25 protein-coding genes and 1 tRNA gene are annotated in these 23,100 nt (G+C 70.7%); 9 read left to right on the top strand and 17 right to left on the bottom strand.

Translation table 11 applies throughout. The features are described 5' to 3' along the window. Positions 1 to 182: 182 nt before the first annotated feature. From OG472_RS21335 to OG472_RS21345, 3 genes are all read right to left on the bottom strand, one after another. Positions 183 to 1,454, bottom strand: coding sequence for a hypothetical protein (locus OG472_RS21335; protein ID WP_405830794.1), 1,272 nt, complete (start codon positions 1,452 to 1,454; stop codon positions 183 to 185). Further along, complete coding sequence (locus OG472_RS21340) at positions 1,451 to 1,861, bottom strand: hypothetical protein (protein WP_405830796.1); 411 nt, start codon at positions 1,859 to 1,861, stop codon at positions 1,451 to 1,453. The genes OG472_RS21335 and OG472_RS21340 overlap by 4 nt, the downstream gene beginning before the upstream one ends. Before the next feature lie 80 nt (positions 1,862 to 1,941). Next, positions 1,942 to 2,130, bottom strand: a complete 189-nt coding sequence (locus OG472_RS21345) for a helix-turn-helix transcriptional regulator (protein ID WP_405830798.1) — start codon at positions 2,128 to 2,130, stop codon at positions 1,942 to 1,944. A gap of 140 nt (positions 2,131 to 2,270) precedes the next feature. Here OG472_RS21345 and OG472_RS21350 point away from each other — a divergent pair, with 140 nt between their 5' ends. Both OG472_RS21350 and OG472_RS21355 read left to right on the top strand, forming a co-directional pair. Beyond that, a complete protein-coding gene (locus OG472_RS21350) occupies positions 2,271 to 2,816 on the top strand; it encodes a helix-turn-helix domain-containing protein (RefSeq protein WP_405830800.1) in 546 nt (181 codons plus the stop codon). Then, complete coding sequence (locus tag OG472_RS21355) at positions 2,797 to 3,996, top strand: tyrosine-type recombinase/integrase (RefSeq protein ID WP_405830802.1); 1,200 nt, start codon at positions 2,797 to 2,799, stop codon at positions 3,994 to 3,996. Before OG472_RS21350 ends, OG472_RS21355 begins: the two co-directional genes overlap by 20 nt. A 96-nt stretch (positions 3,997 to 4,092) precedes the next feature. Here OG472_RS21355 and OG472_RS21360 read toward each other — a convergent pair. The 4 genes from OG472_RS21360 to OG472_RS21375 form a co-directional block, all read right to left on the bottom strand. Next, positions 4,093 to 4,166 (bottom strand) — tRNA-Thr (locus OG472_RS21360). Between the two features lie 74 nt (positions 4,167 to 4,240). Next, a complete protein-coding gene (locus OG472_RS21365; RefSeq protein ID WP_401608053.1) occupies positions 4,241 to 5,029 on the bottom strand; it encodes an ABC transporter permease in 789 nt (262 codons plus the stop codon). Next, positions 5,026 to 5,982: an ATP-binding cassette domain-containing protein gene (locus OG472_RS21370; protein WP_405830803.1), complete on the bottom strand. Its 957-nt coding sequence runs from the start codon at positions 5,980 to 5,982 to the stop codon at positions 5,026 to 5,028. The genes OG472_RS21365 and OG472_RS21370 overlap by 4 nt, the downstream gene beginning before the upstream one ends. A gap of 26 nt (positions 5,983 to 6,008) precedes the next feature. Beyond that, a complete protein-coding gene (locus OG472_RS21375) occupies positions 6,009 to 6,680 on the bottom strand; it encodes a DUF4097 family beta strand repeat-containing protein (protein WP_405830805.1) in 672 nt (223 codons plus the stop codon). A gap of 242 nt (positions 6,681 to 6,922) precedes the next feature. Between OG472_RS21375 and OG472_RS21380 the strand changes: the two genes are divergently transcribed. Next, positions 6,923 to 7,657, top strand: coding sequence for a helix-turn-helix domain-containing protein (locus OG472_RS21380; protein WP_405830806.1), 735 nt, complete (start codon positions 6,923 to 6,925; stop codon positions 7,655 to 7,657). A gap of 26 nt (positions 7,658 to 7,683) precedes the next feature. Here OG472_RS21380 and OG472_RS21385 read toward each other — a convergent pair whose 3' ends face one another. Next, positions 7,684 to 8,361 carry a hypothetical protein gene (locus tag OG472_RS21385; protein ID WP_405830808.1) on the bottom strand — a complete coding sequence of 226 codons (678 nt, stop codon included), beginning with the start codon at positions 8,359 to 8,361 and terminating at the stop codon, positions 7,684 to 7,686. A gap of 166 nt (positions 8,362 to 8,527) precedes the next feature. Between OG472_RS21385 and OG472_RS21390 the strand changes: the two genes are divergently transcribed. The 3 genes from OG472_RS21390 to OG472_RS21400 all read left to right on the top strand — a co-directional run bounded on the left by OG472_RS21390 (position 8,528) and on the right by OG472_RS21400 (position 11,022). Continuing rightward, entirely contained in the window at positions 8,528 to 9,616 is a 1,089-nt protein-coding gene (locus OG472_RS21390; RefSeq protein WP_361753234.1) for a sn-glycerol-3-phosphate ABC transporter ATP-binding protein UgpC, read from the top strand. A gap of 196 nt (positions 9,617 to 9,812) precedes the next feature. After that, complete coding sequence (locus OG472_RS21395) at positions 9,813 to 10,226, top strand: hypothetical protein (protein ID WP_383569711.1); 414 nt, start codon at positions 9,813 to 9,815, stop codon at positions 10,224 to 10,226. Between the two features lie 28 nt (positions 10,227 to 10,254). Further along, a complete protein-coding gene (locus OG472_RS21400; protein WP_401608040.1) occupies positions 10,255 to 11,022 on the top strand; it encodes an NDP-sugar synthase in 768 nt (255 codons plus the stop codon). 160 nt (positions 11,023 to 11,182) lie between these two features. Here OG472_RS21400 and OG472_RS21405 read toward each other — a convergent pair whose 3' ends face one another. The 6 genes from OG472_RS21405 to OG472_RS21430 form a co-directional block, all read right to left on the bottom strand. Further along, positions 11,183 to 12,715, bottom strand: coding sequence for a DoxX family membrane protein (locus tag OG472_RS21405; protein WP_405830811.1), 1,533 nt, complete (start codon positions 12,713 to 12,715; stop codon positions 11,183 to 11,185). Between the two features lie 157 nt (positions 12,716 to 12,872). Beyond that, positions 12,873 to 13,844: a 23S rRNA (guanosine(2251)-2'-O)-methyltransferase RlmB gene (gene rlmB / locus OG472_RS21410; protein ID WP_383569703.1), complete on the bottom strand. Its 972-nt coding sequence runs from the start codon at positions 13,842 to 13,844 to the stop codon at positions 12,873 to 12,875. A 95-nt stretch (positions 13,845 to 13,939) separates the two neighbouring features. Next, on the bottom strand, positions 13,940 to 15,340 hold the full coding sequence (cysS, locus tag OG472_RS21415) for a cysteine--tRNA ligase (RefSeq protein WP_401608036.1): 1,401 nt from the start codon (positions 15,338 to 15,340) through the stop codon (positions 13,940 to 13,942). A gap of 93 nt (positions 15,341 to 15,433) precedes the next feature. Beyond that, entirely contained in the window at positions 15,434 to 15,955 is a 522-nt protein-coding gene (gene ispF, locus OG472_RS21420; RefSeq protein WP_405830814.1) for a 2-C-methyl-D-erythritol 2,4-cyclodiphosphate synthase, read from the bottom strand. Beyond that, positions 15,945 to 16,691 (bottom strand): 2-C-methyl-D-erythritol 4-phosphate cytidylyltransferase, encoded by a 747-nt coding sequence (gene ispD / locus OG472_RS21425; RefSeq protein WP_405830815.1) that lies wholly within the window; start codon positions 16,689 to 16,691, stop codon positions 15,945 to 15,947. The genes ispF and ispD overlap by 11 nt, the downstream gene beginning before the upstream one ends. 282 nt (positions 16,692 to 16,973) lie before the next feature. Further along, on the bottom strand, positions 16,974 to 17,456 hold the full coding sequence (locus OG472_RS21430) for a CarD family transcriptional regulator (RefSeq protein WP_003953493.1): 483 nt from the start codon (positions 17,454 to 17,456) through the stop codon (positions 16,974 to 16,976). 600 nt (positions 17,457 to 18,056) lie between these two features. Here OG472_RS21430 and OG472_RS21435 point away from each other — a divergent pair. Then, complete coding sequence (locus OG472_RS21435; protein ID WP_405830816.1) at positions 18,057 to 18,731, top strand: DUF461 domain-containing protein; 675 nt, start codon at positions 18,057 to 18,059, stop codon at positions 18,729 to 18,731. Between the two features lie 99 nt (positions 18,732 to 18,830). Here the strand turns inward: OG472_RS21435 and OG472_RS21440 are convergent, their stop codons facing one another. Then, positions 18,831 to 19,511: a response regulator transcription factor gene (locus OG472_RS21440; RefSeq protein ID WP_030387286.1), complete on the bottom strand. Its 681-nt coding sequence runs from the start codon at positions 19,509 to 19,511 to the stop codon at positions 18,831 to 18,833. 41 nt (positions 19,512 to 19,552) lie between these two features. Continuing rightward, on the bottom strand, positions 19,553 to 20,752 hold the full coding sequence (locus OG472_RS21445) for a sensor histidine kinase (RefSeq protein WP_383569689.1): 1,200 nt from the start codon (positions 20,750 to 20,752) through the stop codon (positions 19,553 to 19,555). 216 nt (positions 20,753 to 20,968) lie between these two features. Between OG472_RS21445 and phoU the strand changes: the two genes are divergently transcribed. Together phoU and OG472_RS21455 are read left to right on the top strand one after the other, a co-directional pair. Next, positions 20,969 to 21,646, top strand: a complete 678-nt coding sequence (phoU, locus tag OG472_RS21450) for a phosphate signaling complex protein PhoU (protein WP_030387284.1) — start codon at positions 20,969 to 20,971, stop codon at positions 21,644 to 21,646. Between the two features lie 108 nt (positions 21,647 to 21,754). Further along, positions 21,755 to 21,904, top strand: coding sequence for a hypothetical protein (locus OG472_RS21455; RefSeq protein ID WP_167344738.1), 150 nt, complete (start codon positions 21,755 to 21,757; stop codon positions 21,902 to 21,904). A gap of 111 nt (positions 21,905 to 22,015) precedes the next feature. Here the strand turns inward: OG472_RS21455 and OG472_RS21460 are convergent, their stop codons facing one another. Then, positions 22,016 to 22,822 (bottom strand): arylamine N-acetyltransferase, encoded by an 807-nt coding sequence (locus tag OG472_RS21460; protein ID WP_405830819.1) that lies wholly within the window; start codon positions 22,820 to 22,822, stop codon positions 22,016 to 22,018. Positions 22,823 to 23,100: the final 278 nt, after the last annotated feature.

Genomic DNA, 23,100 nt, shown 5'->3' on the forward strand with positions numbered 1-23,100 from the left:
CGCCGGGGGCGGGGCATGGCTACTCCTAGTGATGCAGGGGTGGGTCTTGGGGGCGGGTACGAAAGAAGCCGAAGGAACGAAAGAAGCTGGTCAGAGGGCTTTGGATGGAGGGACTTAATGCGTAGCTACGAACTAAGTCCCCGAAGTCATCTCGCGTTTGCGCAGGTCAGCGACTTACTTCGTTAGTTGGGCTTCTTTCGTCGGTACTCCTTCACCGGCCTCCCTCCCGTCGGGCGCTGTGACTCCTCGTAGCCGGGAATCTTCAGGAGCTCCTCGACGAGAGCGTCGATCTGCCCGGCCTTCTTGTTGCGGCCGAAGCACTGCGCGGTGATCGCTGTACGCGACACCCAGGCGCCGTCGCCGGCGTCGATGAAGGTCCGCAGTCGGTCGAGATCCGGGTTGCCCGACCCCCCGCCGAACACGTACCAGGCGGAGTCTTCGGCGTAGTCCCACATGGCCTCGGCTGCCTGCAGGTGGGCAAGGTCCACGTAGTCGTGGCCGTCGAGAAGTGCGGCCGTGACAGACAGGCGGAGTACCTGGGGGGCGGCTCGGGCCACGACCTGGGCGACGGGGCCGTCGCCGGCGTGGTCGGCGGCCAGGCGGGCGTAGACCTCGCGCCAGTGCTCGGCAGCGGCGACGCTGCGGCGCATCCGACCTACGCCGCGGGCCTTGTCGATGACGGCAGCCAGCTCTGTCCCCAGGGCCTTCAGGTCCGCCTCGACGAGCTCCCCGCCGTCCGGGAGGAGCTTGGACCGCCGGGACAGGACGGGAAGGAAGCGGTTCATGGTGCCGCCGGCCCGCTCGGCCTCGTTCAGCTTCACCCGCAGTTCGGTCGGCGTGATGTGGCCGACGATGCCGATGTGCGGCTCGGTCGCCACCTTCGGCTTCACGGTCATCGTGCGAAGCGTCCCGCCATCCCACGCCTGCCGGATGAGCGGAAGGAGCGTGTTGCCCTCCCGCTTGCCCTGCGCGAGGACCGACGCGAACTCAGACTCGATGATCAGTAGGCGCTTGTCTTCTACGCCCTCGTCGTAGTTGTCAGAGTCGGGATCGCCGTGCGGGTCCCGTACCTGCGTAATGAGGCCCTCGGCCGAGGACAAGCCGCTCATCACCCGATCGGCGCTGAACGTCTCGTCGGCGTACCGGAAGACTCGACGCGTCTCGGCGTAGGACGTGCCTTTCACACCGCCGGCGGTGCGGCCGATGATCAGGGACCAGACCCGGGCACCGTGATGTACGCCGCCCGTGAGGATGTGCGGGCCCTTGCCGATCATCGCCCCAGCTGCGCTGTAGAGGGTGAAGAGCATTGCGGCCGGGTCGGCTTCGGTGTGCGGGAGGATTGTGTCGACGATGTGGCCAGCGAGGCCGTGATAGGCGAGGCCGCCAAGCGTCGGCCATGGGCGGCCGGTGGGGGACGGCTCCGTGTCCGCCTCGGCGGCGAGGGTTTCATTCATGCCGCCTCCTGGCGTTGGTCGTTGTAGGTGAGGTAGCGGCCGTTACTGCCGGGGATACGGATGGGCGGCCATCCGGGGGTGGCCGTGAGGACGTGTGGCGCGCGCTTCACCTGGCGGGCTTCCCGGATCTCCTGGAAGCCGCGGATGCGGTTGGTGGCGGCGAGGATCTGTGCGGCCATACGGCGGGCGTCTCCGAAGGTGTGGACGTACCACTCGACGTCGTCGAGCTCGTCGAGGGCGACGCCCTGTAGCCGCCACTGCTCGGCGGCCACGAACACGCTGAACCGCTTCTCGCGGCTGAACGGGTCGGCGGCGTAGAACTCGGGGGTGCCGTACTCGGGCCAGCTGGTGATCGGTGGCAGCGTGGGCCACGCGCCGGGTACCCGTGCGGCTGGCTCCTGTGGCAAGCTGGGCGTAGTCGAACCGCCAGCCGCGGAGACTTCCTGAAACGCCCCGGATACCAGCCGGGGCGTTTCTGCGTTCTCGCTCATGCTGCGGCGCCCCCGCTCACGGTGCGCGCGCTCAGCCAGGCCTCGACCGCGCTCCGCTTGTACCGGATGCGGCCGCCCCTGCCGGGGCTCAACTTGATGTAGTCGGGGCCCTGCTCCATGTACCGCCAATTCCGGAGCGTCTGCACGCTGAAGCCGTAGTCGGCCCCTACCTGCTTCGGACTCATGAGTTCCTCGGGCACTATCCCTCCTCGGATGAGTTGTTTTACGACTCACATGGATCTACATTGGACCCATGACAGTGACAGTAGCAGACACCCCGGGACCCAAACAGCTCCATCCGAGTGCGCGAATTAGGCTGTTGGGCATGACCGAGCAGCCGAGGAACCGCACCCAGATCACCGACGAGACCGGAAAGACGGTTGCCGCGAACGTGCGTCGACTGCGCGAGGCACGTGGGCTCTCCACCTACGACCTCTCTCGGGCGCTGGCCGAAGCCGGGCGCCCGATCGCGCCTTCCGCGATCGCCAAGGTGGAGCGCGCCGAACGACGCGTGGACGTAGGGGATCTGATGGCCCTGGCCGTCGTTCTCGGCGTCTCACCCGTGACCCTGCTCCTGCCGGCCAACGCCCGCGGGGGGAAGGACGCCAACGGCATCCCGCAGGAGGCGCGGACAGAGGTCACGGGAGCCGGTGAAGTCGGCGTGGTCAGCGCCTGGCGCTGGGCGTGGTGCCAGGACCCGCTACAGCCCGGTGACCCTGACATGGGCGAGGAAGAGGCCGATCGCCGCCTGATGGACTTCCTCCTGAACTCGCGCCCGATCGGCCTGCTCAGCGCCCAGGGTGACGACAGGATCATGTCCGCGGGTATCGGTACGCGAAGGAGGCGGCCCGATGGCCCGAGTGTGGATTGAGGATCGGGAGACCCACGCGGACTACCAGCTGGCCATGGAGAAGTGGCAGGCCGCGAAGCGCGCAGGCAGCAAGCGGCAGCCGCCGGGCCGGTGGCGGGTCCGGTGGTACGGGCCCGACAACAAGGGCAAGGCGCTGACCTTCCAGAAGCTGCCGCAGGCCGAGGCCGAGGTCCACGCCCTCACGGCCAAGCTGGACAAGGGTTCGTACCGCGATCCGAAGTCCGGCAAGGCCGCGGTGAAGATCGTGGCCGAGGAGTGGTTCACGTCGAAGCGGAAGATCGGGCGGACCACCCGGCAGGACTACCGGGAGCTCCTCGACAACTACGTCATCCCGAAGTGGGGTGACTGGCAGGTCGCGGCGATTCAGTGGGAGGACGTGTCCGCCTGGGTGACCGAGCTCTGCACAAAGCCCGGGAAGTCGGGCAGGATCCTGGGTCCCCATCGCGTCCTGAAGACGTACCGGGTGCTGTCGATGACGATGAAGCACGCCGTGTTCTCGAAGCGGATCTCCACGAGCCCGTGTCACGATCACGAGCTTCCGCGGCCGGACGACGAGGACGAGCACGTCTACCTGACCTACGACCAGCTGGAGTCTCTGGCCGAGGCGGCCGGCGAGTACCGACTGCTGATCCTGACGCTGGGCTACTGCGGGATCCGGTGGGCCGAAGCCTCCGCCGTCAAGGTGGGCCGGCTGCAGGTGCCGAAGCGGCGGATCCGGATCGTCGAGAGCTACACGGACGTGAATGGCGAACTGGCCATAGGGCCGGTGAAGAACCACGAGAAGCGGTCCGTACCGCTCCCCCGGTCATTCGCCGACGAGCTCGGCACGCTGGCCCGCGGCAAGAACCACGGAGGGCTGCTCTTCACCGCCCCCGAAGGCGGCCCCCTCCGGTACAACAACTTCCGCAATCGGATCTTCAACCCTGCCATCCGCAATGCCGGCCTCGAGGGCTTGGGCATCACCCCGCACAAGCTCCGCCATACCGCCGCCTCGCTGGCCATCGCGGCCGGCGCGGACGTGAAGGTGGTGCAGACGATGTTGGGCCACAAGGACGCGTCGATGACGCTGAACATCTACGGCCACCTGCTGCCGGACCGCCTCGACGAAGTCGCCGACGCGCTCGACGTCGGGCGAAAGGTCGCACTGGCACTGCGAAGTGCGCCGATCGTGACGACCTAGCCAAGTGGATCACGCGTACTAAATGTGTACAGGCCCCCCGGAGATCATGACCGGGGGGCCTGCGCGTACCGGCTCTCACCTGCCGGTATCCATCTGAGCCCCCTGTCGGGTTCGAACCGACGACCCCCGCTTTACAAGAGCGGTGCTCTGGCCAGCTGAGCTAAGGAGGCAAGCCGCCATCACTCTACACAGACCGCTCTTGCGCGGGCCATCACATTGAAAGCAGCAGACGTCACCCGGCCGGTTACTTCGCGTCGCCGTTGAACTTCGCGGCCGACCAGAAGTAGCCGAGCACCGCGAGACCCAGGCACCAGGCGACCGCGAGCCACCCGTTGTGGCCGATCCCGCTGCCGAGCAGCAGTCCGCGCAGGGTCTCGATGACCGGCGTGAAGGGCTGGTACTCGGCGACCGGCTGGAACCAGCCCGGCATCGCGTCGACCGGGACGAACGCACTGGACAGGAGCGGCAGCAGGATCATCGGCATCGCGTTGTTGCTGGCGGCCTCGGCGTTCGGGCTGATCAGGCCCATGCCGACCGCGATCCAGGTGAGCGCCGTGGCGAAGAGCACGAGCAGCCCGAACGCCGCCAGCCACTCCAGGGCGGTCGCGTCGGTGGACCGGAAGCCGATGGCCACGGCGACGGCGCCCACGAGGACCACGCTCATCACGCACTGCAGCACGCTGCCGACGACGTGCCCGATGAGCACCGACCCGCGGTGGATCGCCATGGTGCGGAAGCGGGCGATGATCCCCTCGGTCATGTCGTTGGAGACGGACACCGCGGTCCCGACGACCGTGCCGCCGACGGTCATCAGCAGGATGCCCGGGACGACGTACGCGATGTACGCGGAGCGGTCCGCGCCGCCGCCCATGCCGGCGCTCATCACGTCTCCGAAGATGTAGACGAAGAGGAGCAGCAGCATGATCGGCGTGAGCAGCAGGTTCAGGGTGAGCGAGGGATAGCGCCGGGCGTGCAGGAGGTTGCGGCGCAGCATCGTCGACGAGTCGCGGACGGCGAGGGAGAAGGAGCTCATCGGACAGCCTCCTCGGGCTGGTTGGGGATGCCGGCTCCGCCGGTCAGGGCGAAGAAGACGTCGTCGAGGTCGGGGGTGTGGACGGTCAGTTCGTCGGCCTCGATGCCGGCGGAGTCCAGCCGGTCGAGGACGGCGCGGAGCTCGCGCTGGCTGCCGTCGCTGGGGATCTGCAGGGCCAGGGCCTCGTCGTCCCGGGTCACCTCGCCCAGCGCGAGGGCGGCGCTCCGGTACGTGGCCGGATCGGCGAAGCGCAGCCGCACGTGTCCGCCGGGGATCATCCGCTTCAGCTCCTCGGCGGTGCCCTGGGCGGCGATCTTCCCGTCGTTGAGCACGGCGATGCGGTCGGCGAGCTGGTCGGCCTCCTCCAGGTACTGGGTGGTGAGGAAGACGGTGACGCCGCCCGTGACCAGCTCGCGGATGATCTGCCACATGGTGTGGCGGGAGCGCGGGTCGAGGCCGGTGGTCGGCTCGTCGAGGAAGATGATCCGCGGACTTCCGACCAGGGTCATGGCGATGTCAAGGCGGCGCTTCATGCCGCCGGAGTAGGTGGAGGCGGGCTTCTTCGCGGCCTCCACCAGGTCGAAGCGCTCCAGCAGCTCGGCGGCGACCCGCCGCCCCTCGCTCTTGGACAGGTGGTGCAGGTCCGCCATGAGGAGCATGTTCTCCTCGCCGGTGATCAGTCCGTCGACGGCGGAGAACTGCCCGGTGACACCGATCGCGGCCCGCACCGCCTGCGGGGCGGCGGCCAGGTCGTGGCCGGCGACGTACAGGTCGCCGGCGTCGGCGCCGACGAGGGTGGAGAGGATCTTGACGGCGGTGGTCTTGCCGGCGCCGTTCGGGCCGAGCAGGGAGAAGACCGTTCCTTCGGGGACGGTCAGGTCGACGCCGTCGAGCACGACCTTGTCGCCGTACGACTTGCGCAGCCCGTTCGCCGCGATGGCCAGGTTGGTCATGATGGGTGCTCCTCAGGGGCTGCGGGTCAGATGCTGCGGGCGGTGATGTCGCCGTAGGCGGTGGTGGCGTGGATGGTGAGGCCGGCGGCGGCGCCGTCGGTGTTGTCGAGCGCGTCGTGGATGCGGCCGTAGCCGGTGCCGGCGTCGAGGCTGGCGGAGACTCCGCGGGCGGCGCCGACGGTGACGTCGCCGGCCTGGGTGCGCAGCTCGACGGCGCCGTGGACGGCCTCGGCGACGCGGATGTCGCCCTTCTGGGTGCTGATCCGGGCGGGGCCGCCGAGGCGTCCAACGGTCACGTCGCCGGCCATGAGCGTCAGCTGGGCGGCGGCGGTCTCGTCGAGCTTGACCGTGCCCTCGGCGCTCTCGAAGGCGACGTCGCCGAGGCGTCCGACGCCGCGGAACTCGGCGCTGGCCGCCTTCGCCTCGACGCGGGAGCCGGCCGGGAGCTGCACGGTGACCTCGACGGACCCGCAGGCGCCGAGGATCTGGTTCTTGGCGTCGGGGGTCTTGATCCGCAGGACCCCGTCGGCGTACTCGACGGTGGTCTGCTCCGCGGCCTTCACGTCACGGCCCTTGGAGGCGTTCGCGGGGAGGACCTCGACGGTGGTGTCGGTGCGGTCGGCGGCGATGAAGCGGATGCGGCCCGCGGGGATGTCCAGGACGGCGGAGACGGGGGTGGCGGTGGCGAACTTCTGCATCGTTCTTCTCTTTCTCCAGTGGCGGACCCTGTCGGCCCACCGTTTCTGATGAACGAAAAGCTACGTTGCATTCACAGATTCAGCAACGAGTTCGTTGCGCATGAAAGACATCACTGCAGTTCAAAGCGTGTATTTCATTGCAATGGATTGGATTTCAATGCAACACTCGACACCCGTCACGTTGCAATGAATGAAGAGTGAACGCTATGCTCGACCCACCACGGACCACGAAGGAGGCCGCAATGCCGGGAGGCAGACTCACCCAGCAGGAACGCCAGCAGATCGCGGTGGGGCTGGCCGACGACCTCGCCTACGCGGAGATCGCCAGACGCCTCGACCGGCCGACCTCGACGATCACCCGCGAGGTCATGCGCAACGGCGGCCCCGCCGCCTACCGCGCGGAGCTGGCCCACCGCGCCACCGAACGCCGCGCCCACCGCCGCAGGCAGCCCGCACCCCGGGGGGCACAGGCCCCCGAGCAGGCCCACGGACGCGACGCCGAAGCCGTGCGCGAGTACGAGGAGACGTTCACGACCCTCTTCACACAGCAGGGCCTGCCCACGATGACGGCCCGGGTGCTGGCGTCCCTCTACACGACCGACGCGGGCAGCCTCACCGCGTCCGAACTCGTCCAGCGCCTCCAGGTCAGCCCGGCGTCCATCTCCAAGGCGGTCGCGTTCCTCGAAAGCCAGGGCCTCATCCGCCGGGAGCGCGACGAACGCCGCCGCGAGCGGTACGTCGTCGACGACGACGTCATGTACCAGTCGACGATCGCCGGCGCCCGGGCCAACGCCCTGCTCGCCGAGACCGCACGCCAGGGCGTCACCATCCTCGGCCACGGCACCCCGGCCGCCGCCCGCCTGGAGAACATCGCCCGCTTCGTCGACTTCGTCTCCGAGAGCATCGCCCGCGCCGCGGACCAGGCCCGCGAAATCCTCCACACGAAACCCGAACCCCCCTCGGACGAAACCACCTGAGAAGCCCGGACAGCCGCCCGGCTCCGTCAGCCCGCCGCCGGGTAACCGATCCGCTCCGCCGCCCGCATCACCCCGGCGAGGTCCGCCTCCGGGTTCAGGGCCGTGAGCACCGCCTCCGTGAGGGGGCGCAGCGCGAGGACGTGGCGGATCGCGTCCAGGTCCAGGGGGCGCGCGGGCTCGTAGTAGTCCTCGGCGAAGTCGCGGTAGGCCTCCGGCGTGCCCGCGGCCAGCACCCCGAAGAGGTCCGCCGCGCCGTCGGCGTACCCGTGCGGGTCGTCGGAAGGGAACTCCACCGGCCCCGCGCGCCAGGCCCCGTCCCCGGTCTCGCGCCAGAACACCACCGTCGCGCGCGGCACGCCCTCGTCGCAGAACGCCGGCTCCGTCACGTACCGCCGGAAGGCCGGCGGCACGTCGTCCACCAGACCGGGCCAGACCGCCGGGTCCTCGTCGCCGTACGGGCTCATCCGCGACTCGTGGGCGAAACCGCGCGCGTAGGCGCCCGCCGGGGAGAACACGATGGCGTAGTCGTCGCCGGAGCCGTTGTCCATCAGCGCCGCCTCCTCCGTTTCGGACCAGGAAGCGGCGTACGCGAAGAAGCCGAAGCCTGAGGCGTCCATCACGGCCTCCAGCACGGCCAGCGCCCGGCAACGGTCGCGCAGGGCCGGGATGTCGGGCAGGGCCGGGAGGATTTCGTGGACGGTCACGGTGGCATGGAAGCAGGTCACGCCGACAGCCCGGTGGCCCAGGGTGCTGACAGACGGCGTTCGGGCAGGTAGCGTCGGGCGGAGTTCGGTGTTACTGGACTAGACCCATTCTTCCTTCCACTCGGATCGTCCGGCACGTTCCTGCCGGTAGAAGGGATTCATCACCATGGCTTCTGTCACTTTCGACAAGGCGACCCGTCTGTACCCCGGCGGCGACAAGCCCGCCGTCGACCAGCTGGAGCTGGAGATCGAGGACGGCGAGTTCCTCGTCCTCGTCGGTCCTTCCGGCTGCGGCAAGTCCACCTCGCTGCGCATGCTCGCCGGCCTGGAGGACGTCAACGGCGGTGCCATCCGCATCGGTGACCGCGACGTCACGCACCTGCCGCCCAAGGACCGGGACATCGCGATGGTGTTCCAGAACTACGCGCTCTACCCGCACATGTCCGTCGCCGACAACATGGGCTTCGCGCTCAAGATCGCCGGCGTGGACAAGGCCACCATCCGCAAGAAGGTGGAGGAGGCGGCCGACATCCTCGACCTGCGTCCCTACCTCGACCGCAAGCCCAAGGCGCTCTCCGGCGGTCAGCGCCAGCGCGTCGCGATGGGCCGCGCGATCGTGCGCCAGCCGCAGGTGTTCCTGATGGACGAGCCGCTGTCGAACCTGGACGCCAAGCTCCGCGTGTCGACCCGTACGCAGATCGCGGGCCTGCAGCGCCGCCTCGGCATCACCACCGTCTACGTCACCCACGACCAGGTCGAGGCCATGACGATGGGCGACCGCGTGGCCGTGCTGAAGGACGGGCTGCTGCAGCAGGTCGACACCCCGCGCAACATGTACGACCGTCCCGCGAACCTCTTCGTGGCCGGCTTCATCGGCTCCCCGGCCATGAACCTGGTCGAGGTCCCGATCACCGACGGCGGCGTGAAGTTCGGCGACAGCGTCGTCCCGGTGTCGCGCGAGGCGCTGTCCGCCGCGGCCGACGCCGGCGACCGCACCGTCACCGTCGGCGTGCGCCCCGAGCACTTCGACCTCGCCGAGACCGGCGGCCTGACCATCGACGTGAACGTCGTCGAGGAACTCGGCGCCGACGGCTACGTGTACGGCTCCACCCCGGGCGAGAAGGGCTCGCAGGAGCTCGTGGTCCGCGTCAACGGCCGCCAGGTGCCGGAGAAGGGCTCCAGCCTGCACGTGGTGCCGCGCGCCGACGAGATCCACGTGTTCTCGACCTCCTCCGGTGAGCGGCTCTCGGGCTGACCGGCACTCCGCAACAGCGCACGACCGGAGGGGCGTTCCGTCAAGGGGCGCCCCTCCGCCGTGCGTTGCCCAACTCCGGCAGACCGGGCCATACACCCCTCCCCGTCAACCCGTAATTCGAAAAGCCACGTCGAACCGTCCCTCGACAGAGTGACTAAATGTCGCCAAATCTTCACCGAGCGCTACTCTCGCCCTCGTGACCCACACTGCCCGCCGTATCGGCCGTTCCCTCGCCCTGGTCCTGCCCGTCGTCCTCGTCCTGTCCGGGACCCTCGCGGTCACCATGGTCCCCTGGGCGGACACGTCCTCCTCCCAGATCCTGACCGCCTCCGCCGAGGGCGTCTCCGCCCCGGCGAAGCCGCGCGCCCCGCACGAGGTGCTGCGCGAACAGCTCGTCGGTGATCTGCAGCAGGGCCAGGCGCCGGACGACGTCCTCACGCACCTCCAGCAGGAGGTGAACCGGCGGCCGTCGCTCGCCGAGCACTGCGTGGGGATCGCCAGGGCGCTGGGGCGGGCCGCCGTCGACGCGTACGGCCCGACGAAGGCCCAGTCCTTCGCCCGTCCCGTCTGCGACACCTCGTACGCCTCAGGCGTCGCCTCCATGGGCTGACGCACCCCGCGTCCCTACGCTGGCCGCCATGACCGACGACCACCGATCCGCCCCCTCTTCCCCCTCCGCAGCCGCGTTCCCCGCCGCCCCCACCCAGGCAGTCGTCCTGGCGGGCGGCCAGGGTTCGCGGCTGCGTCCGTACACGGACGACCGCCCCAAGCCGATGGTCGAGATCCCGGGGACGGGGGTGCCGATCATCGGGCACCAGCTGGCCTGGCTGGCGGCGGAGGGGGTCACGGACGCGGTGGTCTCCTGCGGGCACCTCGCCGGGGTGCTCCAGGACTGGCTGGCCGGCGCCCGGCTGCCGCTCCGCGTGACCACGGTGGTCGAGGAGGAGCCGCTGGGGCGCGGCGGCGGCCTCAAGTACGCCGCACGGCACCTCCCGCACCCGGACCTGGCCTGGTACGCGACCAACGGCGACATCTGGACCCGCTTCTCGCTGCGCGAGATGGCGGCCTTCCACGCCGAACGCGGTGCGGTGGCGACGCTCGCGCTGGCCCGGCCGCGGATCCCGTGGGGGGTGGTGGAGACCAACGAGTTCGGGCACGTACTGGACTTCATCGAGGCTCCGCCGTCGCCGTATCCGGTCAATGCTGGCGTGTACGTCTTCGGGCCCGAATTCGCCTCCCTGCTCCCTGACTTCGGGGACCACGAGCGGACGACGTTCCCGCGGCTGGCGCGCGAGCGGCGGCTGGCGGGCTTCCCGCTGCCCCAGGGGGCCTACTGGCGGGCCATCGACACCGCGAAGGACCTGACCGAGGCCGCACGGGAGTTGGCCGCGCAGACGGGCTCCTGAGGCCGCGCACGGCTCGCGGCGCCCACTGCGCACCCCACCCACCCCACCCGCCCGCCCTCCCGCGTACGGAGCTCCGCACGCGGCCCGGCGCACGCGGAAGGGCCCGGCACGCTCGCGCGCGCCGGGCCCCGGTCGTCGTACCGATCCCCGCCGGTGGGGCTCAGCCGATGAGACCGCCGATGAGGCCGGGCTGCTTCGTCGGAGTCCCGCCGCCGCTGTTCGAGCTGCCCGAGGAGGACGGCTGCCGGGGCGACGTGGACTGGCGGGGGGTGCTGCGCGGGGTCTGCTGCCTGCTGCTGGTGGTGCCCCGCGTCGCGGTGGGCGACTGGGAGCCCGTCCCGGCGGTCTCCCGGGCCGGTGCACCCGAGGCGCCCTTGCCGGACTTCGTTGCGGGCGCGGTGGGAGTGGCGGAGGCCGAGGGGGTCCCCGCCTTGGCGGTCGGCTGCGGGGAGGGCTGCTGCCTGGCCGGGGCCTGCGGCAACGGCCGGCCCGGCAGGTAGTTGGTCGGGGCCTGTCCGGGCCCGGGGACGGTGACGACGGTGGTGGAGCGGACGGCGCCGCCGAGGAGCGAGCCGACGAGCAGGGTGAGCCCGCACACGACGGTGGCCATGACGGCCCCGCGGCGCAGCACGCGCCGCCGCAGCCGCCAGATCTCGGAGCGCGGCCCGAGGGTGCGCCAGGCCTCGCCGGCCAGACGTCCGTCGAGGGAGTAGACCGGCGCGCCCGCGATGATCAGCGGGCTCCAGGCGGCGAGGTAGATGATGTCGGGCGCGTCGTAGGCGGGGACGGTCTTCCAGCTCACCGTCATCAGCAGCGCGGCGGACAGGAGCGCCCCGAAGCAGGCGGCGAACCGCTGCCACAGGCCGAACACCGTCAGCACGCCCACGATGACCTGGAGGAAGGCCACGCTCAGGCCCGCGCCGACCGGGTGCGCGAGGGCGAAGTCGCGCAGCGGCTCGGCAAGGGCCCACGGGTTGAGCGTGTGCAGCCAGGTGACCATGGAGCCGCGCTCGCCGCCGTCGAAGTAGACGGGGTCGCACAGCTTGCCCATGCCGGCGTAGACGGAGATGAAGCCGAGGAAGACGCGCAGCGGGAGGAGGACGACCCCGAGGTTCATGCGGCGGCCGGGGTAGTACGAGGCCTGTCCGCGGGAGTCGGCGGCGGAGCGCCGGGAGTCCGGCCCGGGCCCGGAGCCGGGCGGCTCCTGGCGGGGCAGGTCCCGTACGGCGGCCAGCGGCCGCGTCTCGGCGGGGTCCCCGTAGCTGCGCTGGCCGATGACGGTCGGCGTGGCGAGGGTGTCCTCGGCGAGGTCGTGGGCGAGGTCGATGCGCGGAATGACCTGGGTGGCTCCGCCGTCGTACTCGCCGCCGTCGAAGGCGTCGCGGCCGCGCCCGGCCTCGCGTACGGCCTGGAGCAGTCCGCCCATGGCCGCGGCGTCGCCGGCGTCGGACTTGCCGCTCCAGACCACGGGGGCGCGGCGCCGGGTGGCCCCGGCGGCCGCCACCACGGCGCCGCCCAGGACGGGCGCGCGGCCGGGGGCCTTGGCGGGCTTGGAACGCGCGCTCGGGCTCGGTGCGAGCCGCACGCGGAAGCTGGCGTGGTTGACGATGACCTGTGCGGGATCGCACGGCACCTTGACCATGCTCAGCGCGGGCTGGTCGTCGAACCCTGACGTTCTGGTGTCCACACTCATCTAACCGAGTGATCAGTGTTTAGGACACTGCCTTGACGCCAGGGATGTGTCCATGACCCGTCAAGATCAAGCCACCCCGCCCGAAACGGGCGGGGTGACACGCTCACGGGTCACATTCCGTGAGCCAAGTGGATCAAGGGAGCGGGGCTCCGGATGATCAGACGCGGCCGCGGTCGGCGCGGCGGCGGGCCGCCTCGTAGAGCACGACGCCCGCGGCGACACCGGCGTTGAGGGACTCGGCGCCGCCCGGCATCGGGATGCGCACGAGGTAGTCGCAGTTCTCGCCGACGAGGCGGCCGAGGCCCTTGCCCTCGGAGCCGACGACGATGACGACCGGGCCGCCGAGCACCTCCAGGTCGTTGACCGTGTGCTCGCCCTCGGCCGCGAGGCCGACGATGGTGATGCCGGCCTTCTTGTAGTCCTGGAGGGCGCGGGTCAGGTTGGTGACGCGGGAGACCGGGGTACGGGCGGCGGTGCCGGCCGAGGTCTTCCAGGCACCGGCGGTCATGCCGGCGGCGCGGCGCTCGGGGATGACCACGCCGTGGCCGCCGAAGGCGGAGACGGAGCGGACGATCGCGCCGAGGTTGCGCGGGTCGGTGACACCGTCGAGGGCGACGATCAGCGGGTCGTCGCCGTCGTCGTACGCGGCCGCGGTGAGGTCCTCGGGGTGCGCGTACTCGTACGGCGGGACCTGGAGGACCAGGCCCTGGTGGTTGAGCCCGTTGGTCATGCGGTCGAGCTCGGGGCGCGGGGCTTCCATCAGGTTGATGTTGCCGCGCTCGGCCGCGAGCTGGAGGGCCTCGCGGACGCGCTCGTCGTTGTCGATGAACTGCTGGACGTAGAGGGTGGTGGCGGGAACGCCGTCGCGCAGCGCCTCGAAGACCGGGTTGCGGCCGACGACCATCTCGCTGGTGCCCTTGGGGCCGCCACGGCGGGGTGCCGGGCGCCGCTTGGCGGCCTGGCGCGCGATGGCGTTGCTGATGCGGTTCGCCTTGTGCTTCTTGCGGTCCTCGGCCTTGGGCGTGGGGCCCTTGCCTTCGAGGCCCTTGCGCCGCTGGCCACCGCTGCCGACCGTCGCGCCCTTCTTGTTGGACGTGCGGCGGTTCCTGCGCTGGCTGTTCCCGGCCATGACTTCTACCTGTTTTCGTTGATGCTGCGATATGTACGTATGAAGAGTGTGCCGCCCGGGACGCCGGGCAGCACACCAAGCTCAGCTGCCCGGGCTCAGCGGGGGCCGAGCGTCCAGCGCGGGCCCGTCGGGCTGTCCTCGATGACCAGGCCGGACTGCTGGAGCTGGTCGCGGATGGCGTCGGCCGTCGCCCAGTCCTTGCGGGCCCGCGCGGACTCGCGCTGGTCGAGGACGAGGCGCACGAGGGTGTCGACGGCGCCGTGGAGGTCCTCTCCGCGGTCGGTCTCCCCGGCCCAGTGCGGGTCGAGCGGGTCCAGGCCGAGGACGCCCAGCATGGCCCGCACCTCGGACAGGCGCGCGATGGCCGCGTCCTTGTCGTCGGCGGCCAGCGCGCTGTTGCCCTGACGGACGGTCGTGTGGACGATGGCGAGCGCCTGCGGGACGCCCAGGTCGTCGTCCATGGCCTCGGCGAAGGCGGGCGGGACCTCGCCCGCGGCCTCGACGGCGCCGCCGGCCTTCTCGATGACCCGCTGGTAGAAGCCCTCGATCCGGGCGAAGGCCGACTCGGCCTCGCGCAGTGCCTCCTCGCTGTACTCGATCATCGACCGGTAGTGCGGGGTGCCGAGGTAGTAGCGCAGGACGATCGGACGCCACTGCTTGACCATCTCGGAGACGAGGACGGAGTTCCCGAGGGACTTGGACATCTTCTCGCCGGACATGGTGACCCAGGCGTTGTGGACCCAGTACTTGGCGAACTCGTCGCCGAAGGCCTGGGCCTGGGCGATCTCGTTCTCGTGGTGCGGGAAGATCAGGTCGAGCCCGCCGCCGTGGATGTCGAAGGCCTGGCCGAGGTACTTGTGCGCCATGGCGGAGCACTCCAGGTGCCAGCCGGGACGGCCGCGGCCCCAGGGCGTCTCCCACGAGGGCTCGCCGGGCTTGGCGGACTTCCACATGGCGAAGTCGCGCGGGTCGCGCTTGCCGGTCTCGCCGGTGCTCTCCGGCTGGCGGATGTTGTCGAGCTCCTGGCGGGAGAGCGAGAGGTAGCCGGGGAAGGACTTCACGTCGAAGTAGACGTTGCCCTCGGACTCGTACGCGTGACCGCGCTCGATGAGCCCGCGCATCATCTCGATCATCTCCGGGACGTGCCCGGTGGCGCGCGGCTCGTAGGTGGGCCGCAGGCAGCCGAGCGCGTCGTAGCCGGAGTTGAAGGCCAGTTCGTTCTCGTAGCCGATGGACCACCAGGGGCGGCCCTGTTCGGCCGCCTTGGCGATGATCTTGTCGTCGATGTCGGTGACGTTGCGGATGAAGGTCACGTCGTAGCCGCGGTACGCGAACCAGCGGCGCATGACGTCGAAGTTCAGGTACGAGCGGATGTGCCCGATGTGCGGGGCGGCCTGCACCGTGGCGCCACACAGGTAGATCGAGACACAGCCCGCGGTGAGCGGGGTGAAGTCGCGGATCTGCCGGGCGCTGGTGTCGTACAGGCGAATAGTCACGGCATCCAGGGTAGTGCGCCTGTAGCAGTGCCCCGCGCCCTTTGGGGACGCGGGGCACCTTTGTTGTGGAAGATGTGCCGTCGCTACGGGTGTTCAGGCCGGGTTCGTCCGGTACACGAGGGCCGTGGCGATCGCGGCGAGCCCTTCGGCCCGGCCGGTGAGGCCCAGGCCGTCGGTGGTGGTGCCGGATACGGAGACGGGGGCGCCGGCAGCGGCGGCGAGCGCCTTCTGCGCCTCTTCGCGCCGCTTGCCGATCTTCGGGCGCACGCCGATCACCTGGATGGCGATGTTGCCGATCTCGAAGCCCTCGGCGCGGACGATCCGGGCCGCCTCCGCCAGGAGGGTGACACCGGCGGCGCCGGACCACTCGGGGCGGGAGGTGCCGAAGTGCGCGCCGAGGTCGCCGACGCCGGCGGCGGAGAAGAGCGCGTCGCAGGCGGCGTGCGCGGCGACGTCGCCGTCGGAGTGGCCGGCGAGGCCGTCCTCGCCCTCCCACAGCAGGCCGGCGCACCACAGCTCGCGGCCGGCCTCGAAGGCGTGCACGTCGGTGCCGATGCCGACGAGCGGGATCAGCGGGGCCTGCGGACTCTGCGGACTCTGCGGACTAGAAACCATCGGTGGCCCTCCTGCGGGCGAGTACGGCCTCTGCGAGGACCAGGTCGAGCGGGCGGGTGACCTTGAAGGCCTCCTCGTGGCCGGGGATCACCACGACGGTGACGCCGAGCCGTTCCACCATTCCGGCGTCGTCCGTGGCGCCCTCGCCGTCGACGGCGATCGCGGCGTGCGCCCGCAGGAGGGTGGCGAGGTCGAAGCCCTGAGGGGTCTGCACGGCGCGCAGCCGGGCCCGCTCGGGCGTGGCGAGGACCGGCTCGGCCTCGCCGGGCTTGCCGGGCTCGACCTCCTTGACCGTGTCGGCCAGGGGCAGCGCGGGCACCACGGCCGGGGCTCCGTCGCGTACGGCTTCGACGACGGAGTCCACGGTGTCCACCGGGACGAGCGGGCGGGCCGCGTCGTGGATGAGTACGGAGGTGACGTCCTGCGGCAGCGCGTCCAGGCCGGCGCGTACGGACTCCTGGCGGGTCTCGCCGCCGGGGACGACGAGGAGTTCGGTCCTCTCGGGCAGCGCGTGCTCGCCCAGGAGGAGGCGCACCTCGGCGGTCTCGGCCGGCGGGGCGACGACCACGACGAGGGAGACCGCGCGGGAGCGGGCCATCGCGCGTACGGCGTGGACGAGCATGGGCGTGCCGCCGAGGGCCCGCAGGGCCTTGGGGGCACCGGGGCCGAGGCGTACCCCGCGGCCGGCGGCCGGGATCACCGCGGCGGTGCGGTGGGGACGCGTTACGTCAGACATCAGTAGCTCCGAGCCAGGTTTGTGACTTCGGCCGACATGGGTATGGCCTGAAGGGTGCCGGGTGCGACACCCCTCGCCCCTTCCGTGACGACCGGTCGAGCAGGCTGCCCGGCCCGGCACGCCATCGAGACGGTGGCGGTGTGGTAGTGCAGAAGAGTACGGATACGCCTGCGGATACAGACATGCCGCAGCGCCCGGCAACAGGTCTCTCGTGGAGGAGAGACGTTGTCATCGGGCACCGCGGCAGACTGTGCACAGAGGCTGTGCACGGGATGCCTCGCGTCAGGACGCGAGCACCTCGTCGAGGAGGGCCTCGGCCTTGTCCTCGTTCGTGTTCTCAGCGAGCGCGAGCTCGCTCACCAGGATCTGGCGTGCCTTCGCGAGCATGCGCTTCTCACCCGCGGAGAGCCCGCGCTCGCGCTCACGACGCCACAGGTCACGCACCACTTCGGCGACCTTGATGACATCGCCAGAAGCGAGCTTCTCCAGATTTGCCTTGTAGCGCCGGGACCAGTTCGTCGGCTCTTCTGCATACGGTGCGCGGAGCACCTCGAAGACCCGGTCCAGCCCGTCCTGGCCGACTACGTCGCGAACGCCGACGAACTCCGCATTGTCCGCAGGCACACGAACCGTCAGGTCGCCCTGGGCGACCTTGAGCACCAAGTAGGTCTTGTCCACGCCTTTGATCTGACGAGTCTCAATGGCCTCGATCAGCGCGGCCCCGTGATGGGGATAGACCACGGTGTCGCCAACCTTGAACGTCATGTGACAGGTACCCCTTCCGTGGCTATCCAGGGTAACACGAGAACTGACTGTTATGAATGGCGTTTTCGCAGGTCAGGGCACATCTCGGGGCTTGACAACAGCAACAGGAACGTGCTGCGGAAGGCTTGCGGAAGGGGGTATTCGCAGGTCGGGGGCGCTGCGCGGACCAGGCGAAAGGGCCACGCTACACCTGCCCGGCACCCCCATCAGTGTGACGTACGTCCCGTTTTGCCGGTTTTCGAGTCGGGAAACCGAACTACTCCGTTCGACTGGCGGCCCTCCGTGCGGATCGGGTTCCGGCCCAATCCTGAATTGATCACGAAGTGGCGTTCGGCGGAATCCGGAAATTGATCAACGGTGGCCGGAGCACGATATGCGAGCGCCACATGATCGGCGAGGTGAACGCGAAGGCGCACGGCAACGGAATGCAAGATCGCGGGGGGCCTCCCCGGGTGGTGGCCCCGCTGCGGAGGGTCGGGTGCGGGGGCGGGGCGGCGGCTCGGTAACCTAAGCGCGCTGACACACCCTTAGAGCGGCTTTACCTCGGCCGTTCCGAGCGTCCACCCGCCCCTTCCGTTCGTCCAAGGAGTTGCCGCCGCCGTGAGCCGCAGCCTTCGACGCGGCGCCCTCGCCGCCACTGCCGTCGTGTTCTCGATCGCCTCGCTGGCCGCGTGCGGTGCGGGCCAGGACGCGCAGACCCTCCAGATCAAGCCGGACAACGCCGCCGCCGCCAAGGGCGAGATCGAGGTCCAGAACGCACTGGTGATCACCCAGGGCCAGAAGGGCGAGAAGGGCCCCGCGGTCGTTTCGGCGACGCTCTTCAACAACGGCACCAAGGCGGAGACCCTTGACGGCATCACCCTCCCGGGTGGCAAGGGCAAGGTCGTGCTGAAGCCGGCCGAAGGCTCCGGCAAGGTCACCGTGCCGGCCCTCGGCTCCGTGGTGATCGGCGGCAAGGGCAACGCCTCCGCCGTGATCGAGAACGGTGCCGCGGCCGTCCGGGACGGCGAAGTGCAGAAGGTCGTCTTCCAGCTGAGCAGCACGGGCGGCGTCGAGCTGGAGGCCTTCGTGGTCCCCAACACCGGCATGTACGCGCCCTACGGCCCGACCGCGGCCCCGGCCGCCACCCCGGCCGCCGGCTCCACCCCGTCCGGCACCCCCTCCGGCTCGCCCTCGGGCGCGGCCACCGGTGCGGCCCCGGGCCCGTCCGGGTCCCCCTCGGGCAGCGCCGCCGGCACGCCGTCGGGTTCTCCCTCGCACAGCGCGGGCCACTGAGCCCGAGGGCGGCGTAGCACCGTCCGCGTACGCATACGGGAAGGGCCCCCATCCGCATCAGCGGCTGGGGGCCCTTCCCGTACTGCCGGGAGCTTCGGTTTACGGCTCGAACTTGTAACCGAGGCCGCGGACCGTCACCAGGTAGCGCGGCGCGCCCGGGTCCGGCTCGATTTTGGCGCGGAGGCGCTTGACGTGGACGTCGAGGGTCTTGGTGTCGCCGACGTAGTCGGCGCCCCAGACCCGGTCGATCAGCTGCATGCGGGTCAGTACGCGGCCCGCGTTGCGCAGCAGCATCTCCAGCAGGTCGAACTCCTTCAGCGGGAGGTCCACCTTGCCGCCCGCCACCGTGACCACGTGGCGGTCGACGTCCATCCGTACGGGACCGGCCTCCAGCGCCGCCGGGGTGACCTCCTCCGGCTCGCCGCGGCGGCGCAGGACCGCGCGGATGCGGGCGACCAGCTCCCGCGAGGAGAAGGGCTTGGTGACGTAGTCGTCTGCTCCTATCTCCAGCCCGACGACCTTGTCGATCTCGCTGTCCTTGGCGGTCACCATGATCACGGGAACGTTGGAGCGGCCGCGCAGCTGCCGGCAGACCTCCGTGCCGGGCAGGCCGGGCAGCATCAGGTCGAGGAGGACGAGGTCGGCGCCGTTGCGCTCGAACTCGTCCAGCCCGTCGGGCCCGGTCGCGGCGATGGCGACCTCGAAGCCCTCCTTGCGGAGCATGTACGACAGGGCGTCGCTGAAGGATTCCTCATCCTCGACGACGAGCACTCGGGTCACGGAAGGACCTCCGGGGCAGGAATGGCTGATGCGGTTCTGGTTCAGGCAGGGGTGGGGTGGGTGTGGGGGGCCGTCGCCGGGGCCGGCGCGGCTGCTTCGGGGAGTCGCAGGGTGAAGGTGGAACCCTGGCCCTCCGAGCTCCAGACCGACACCTCCCCGCCGTGCGAGGCCGCCACGTGCTTCACGATCGCAAGGCCGAGGCCCGTTCCTCCCGTGGCACGGGAGCGGGCGGGGTCCACGCGGTAGAAGCGCTCGAAGATGCGCTCACGGTCCTTTTCCGGGATGCCGATGCCCTGGTCGGTCACGGCGATCTCGATCAAGTCTCCCCCAGGTGCCGTCACCCTGCGCCCGGCTATGCCGACGCGGGTGCGGGCGGGGCTGTAGTTGACGGCGTTCTCGACCAGATTTCCGAGGGCGGCCGCGAGCTGTCCGCGGTTGCCCCAGACGCGCAGGTCGGCGGTGCCGCCCGCGGCCATGGTGATCTGCTTCGAGGACGCCGTGTGGCGGCAGCGGTCGATGGCCTCGGCGACGAGCGTGTCCACGCGCACGGGCTCGGCGTCCTCCAGCGGGTCGTCGTTCTGTACCCGGGAGAGGTCGATGAGCTCCTGCACGAGGTTGATCAGCCGGGTGGCCTCGATCTGCATGCGGCCCGCGAAGCGGCTGACCGCCTCGGGGTCGTCCGCGGCGTCCATGACGGCCTCGGACAGCAGGGAGATCGCCCCGACCGGGGTCTTCAGCTCGTGCGACACGTTGGCCACGAAGTCGCGGCGTACGGCCTCGATGCGGCGGGCCTCGGTGAGGTCCTCGACCAGGAGGAGCACCAGGCGGGAGCCGAGCGGGGCGACGCGCGCCGAGACCGCGAGGGCCTCGCCGCGGCCGGTGCCGCGCCGGGGCAGGTCCAGCTCCACCTGGCGTATCTCCCCGTCGCGCCGGGTGTCACGGGCCATGTGGAGCATGGGCTCGACGGCGAGCTTGCCGCCGCGGACCAGGCCGAGGGCGTACGCCGCCGAGCTGGCCTTGACCACCGCGTCGCCCTCGTCCAGTACGACGGCGGAGGAGCGGAGCACGGAGAGGACGGTGTCCACGCCGGGCGGGAGCACCGCATTGATGTCGGGGCGCATGGAGCTCCGGGTGGGGCGGGCCTGGTCGCGCTCACTCCAGCGGAACGCCAGCATCGCGATCACACCGGTGCAAAGACCGGCGATCGCTGCAGCTGCGGCGACCGCCGCGTTCACGTCCATGGATCCAGGTTAAGCAGGCCCGACGACACTTCCACAGCCGTTCGGGTGGCACCTCGAACAGTCGTCGCCCAGAGTTCACCCTGGCGACGGGGTTGATTCACTTGTGATGCCGGAGTCGGACGCGTTTGCGGCTCACCGTGTCAACGTGGGGCCAAAGGCCGCCCCGGCCCGCCCCGGGCAGTACAGCAGTAGTAGGTCGAGAGAGGGACACGAGACATGCGCGACGCGTACCACGAGGAACTGGACTCGATCGGAGAAGGCCTGGTCGAGATGGCCCGGCTCGTCGGTTCCGCGATCGGGCGGGCCACGACGTCCATGCTCGACGCCGACCTGAAGCTCGCCGAGAGCGTCATCGCCGCCGACCAGAAGGTCGACGACCTCCAGCACGACCTGGAGGCCCGTGCCATCGCCCTGCTGGCCCGCCAGCAGCCGGTCGCCACCGACCTGCGCATCGTCGTCACCTCGCTGCGCATGAGCGCCGACCTGGAGCGCAGCGGCGACCTGGCCCAGCACGTGGCGAAGCTCGCCCGGCTGCGCTTCCCGGACACGGCGGTCCCGCGGGACCTGCACGCCACCATCCTGGAGATGGGTCAGCTGGCGCAGCGCCTGATGGCGAAGGCCGCCGAGGTGATCATCACGAAGGACGTCGACCTCGCCCTCCAGCTGGAGCAGGACGACGACGAGATGGACCAGCTGCACCGCACCCTGTTCCAGCACCTGATGGACGACCGCTGGAAGCACGGCATCGAGACCGCGGTGGACGTGACGCTGCTGGGCCGCTACTACGAGCGCTTCGCGGACCACGCGGTGTCGGTGGCCAAGCGCGTCGTCTACCTGGTGACGGGTGAGCACGCGGACGACCTCCAGCAGCCGACCCAGGTCGACGGGGTCTGACACCCGGGGCACGCCGAGCCCCAATGCGCCGTTGACGCGCCGGTGGCCCTGGGCATGAATGAGGCGAAGGCAGTACGACTCCCTGTACACCGCCTGCGAGGAGGAACCATGCCCGATTCCCCCGTCCCCATCACCCCGGAGCAGGAGCAGCCGCCGAGGCCGGAGCCCCTGCGCCTCCCGCTGCTCGCCGCATGCGGCTGCGGCTCGGGCTGCGGCTGCGGCTGCCAGTCCGGCGCCCCGTGCCAGTGCGGCGGCTGACCGCCGCCGTCACCGGCTCGAGCACACGTGGGGCCCCGTCCGAGTCCTCTCGGCCGGGGCCCTTCGCGCGGGTCCGGCCCGCAGGCGACGCCGGGCCCGCGGCCGATCGGCTCAGGGCCGGGGGTGCAGCGGCACGGGCAGCCGGTCGAGCACGATGCCGAACTCGGTGCGGTAGGCGGCCCGCACCTCCTCGTCGGTCGTCAGCTCCTCCTCCGTGCGGTCGCCGTCCGCCGAGGTGGCGATGAGGGTGTGGTCCCGCAGGGTGATCCGGCCGCCGTCCTCGGTGAGCCGCGAGCAGACCGGGCCCTTGGTGAAGCCGGACTCCGGACTGGTGCGGTGCCACCAGGCGCCGGTCCGGAAGTCGGCGAGCACCCGGGGGCGGGTCTCCAGCCGGTACACCGGCACCCCGTCGTGCAGCACCTCGAGGTCGCCGCCACCGCCCTCCCCGTCGTCCCGGGCCGGCCGGACGAGGAACACCCCGGCCGGATCCTTCTGCTCCCCCGGCTCATCCAGGTCGAGCGGGTGTGCGGTGTGGTCGCCGAAGCCCACGTCCGCGAGCCAGCGCCCGTCGACGCGCAGCGCGAGGTGGTCGTACGGGATGCCCGGCACGCCGTCCTTCCCGTACACGCGGGCCTGGAGGAGTTCCACCCGGTGGCCGAGTGCGCCCAGCAACTCGGCGAATCCGGCGTTCAGTTCGTAGCAGATGCCGCCGCGCCCGGCGGTAACGATCTTGTCGAAGACGGCCTCCCGGGTGAGCACGAGGTCCTCGCCCAGGTGGATCGACAGGTTCTCGAACGGCACCGTGCGCAGGTGGCACAGGTGCAGCTCGCGCAGCGAGGCGGCCGTGGGCCGGGCGGGGCGCTCCGCTCCCAGGCGGCGCAGGTAGGCGTCGGTGCGGGCGGTGCCGAGAGGTTCCATGACCACCACTCTTCCCAGCGCCCGCCCACCGCGCCATGCGCCATTGGACCTAGGCCCCGCCGTCGGCCCCCGCCCGGCCCGATTCCCGGCTCAGGCCGCTGATCCGGTCAAGCCCGCCGCGCAGGCGGCGGGAGCACCTGCCGTCGACCCGGCCAAGGGTGCGGCGGCAGGGTTCGGGACCTTTCGTTCAAGCGGCTGCAGCACGGCCCAGGGACGGCCCGAAGACGGCAGAAGGCCCCCCACCCGCTGAGAACCAGCAGGTGGGGGGCCCTGTCGCG

Source organism: Streptomyces sp. NBC_00207 (assembly GCF_045160965.1).
Lineage (GTDB): Bacteria > Actinomycetota > Actinomycetes > Streptomycetales > Streptomycetaceae > Streptomyces.

Excerpts from the sequence above, each read along its gene's own strand:
- OG472_RS21375 (WP_405830805.1), bottom strand. The coding sequence starts at position 6,680 with ATGCAGAAGTTCGCCACCGCCACCCCCGTCTCCGCCGTCCTGGACATC.
- OG472_RS21355 (WP_405830802.1), top strand. The coding sequence starts at position 2,797 with ATGGCCCGAGTGTGGATTGAGGATCGGGAGACCCACGCGGACTACCAG.
- OG472_RS21460 (WP_405830819.1), bottom strand. The coding sequence starts at position 22,822 with ATGGAACCTCTCGGCACCGCCCGCACCGACGCCTACCTGCGCCGCCTG.
- OG472_RS21390 (WP_361753234.1), top strand. The coding sequence starts at position 8,528 with ATGGCTTCTGTCACTTTCGACAAGGCGACCCGTCTGTACCCCGGCGGC.
- OG472_RS21380 (WP_405830806.1), top strand. The coding sequence starts at position 6,923 with ATGCCGGGAGGCAGACTCACCCAGCAGGAACGCCAGCAGATCGCGGTG.
- phoU (WP_030387284.1), top strand. The coding sequence starts at position 20,969 with ATGCGCGACGCGTACCACGAGGAACTGGACTCGATCGGAGAAGGCCTG.
- OG472_RS21445 (WP_383569689.1), bottom strand. The coding sequence starts at position 20,752 with ATGGACGTGAACGCGGCGGTCGCCGCAGCTGCAGCGATCGCCGGTCTT.
- OG472_RS21430 (WP_003953493.1), bottom strand. The coding sequence starts at position 17,456 with ATGACGTTCAAGGTTGGCGACACCGTGGTCTATCCCCATCACGGGGCC.
- ispF (WP_405830814.1), bottom strand. The coding sequence starts at position 15,955 with ATGGTTTCTAGTCCGCAGAGTCCGCAGAGTCCGCAGGCCCCGCTGATC.
- OG472_RS21365 (WP_401608053.1), bottom strand. The coding sequence starts at position 5,029 with ATGAGCTCCTTCTCCCTCGCCGTCCGCGACTCGTCGACGATGCTGCGC.
- OG472_RS21370 (WP_405830803.1), bottom strand. The coding sequence starts at position 5,982 with ATGACCAACCTGGCCATCGCGGCGAACGGGCTGCGCAAGTCGTACGGC.
- OG472_RS21345 (WP_405830798.1), bottom strand. The coding sequence starts at position 2,130 with ATGAGTCCGAAGCAGGTAGGGGCCGACTACGGCTTCAGCGTGCAGACG.
- OG472_RS21405 (WP_405830811.1), bottom strand. The coding sequence starts at position 12,715 with ATGAGTGTGGACACCAGAACGTCAGGGTTCGACGACCAGCCCGCGCTG.
- OG472_RS21455 (WP_167344738.1), top strand. The coding sequence starts at position 21,755 with ATGCCCGATTCCCCCGTCCCCATCACCCCGGAGCAGGAGCAGCCGCCG.
- OG472_RS21400 (WP_401608040.1), top strand. The coding sequence starts at position 10,255 with ATGACCGACGACCACCGATCCGCCCCCTCTTCCCCCTCCGCAGCCGCG.
- OG472_RS21350 (WP_405830800.1), top strand. The coding sequence starts at position 2,271 with ATGACCGAGCAGCCGAGGAACCGCACCCAGATCACCGACGAGACCGGA.
- rlmB (WP_383569703.1), bottom strand. The coding sequence starts at position 13,844 with ATGGCCGGGAACAGCCAGCGCAGGAACCGCCGCACGTCCAACAAGAAG.
- ispD (WP_405830815.1), bottom strand. The coding sequence starts at position 16,691 with ATGTCTGACGTAACGCGTCCCCACCGCACCGCCGCGGTGATCCCGGCC.
- OG472_RS21335 (WP_405830794.1), bottom strand. The coding sequence starts at position 1,454 with ATGAATGAAACCCTCGCCGCCGAGGCGGACACGGAGCCGTCCCCCACC.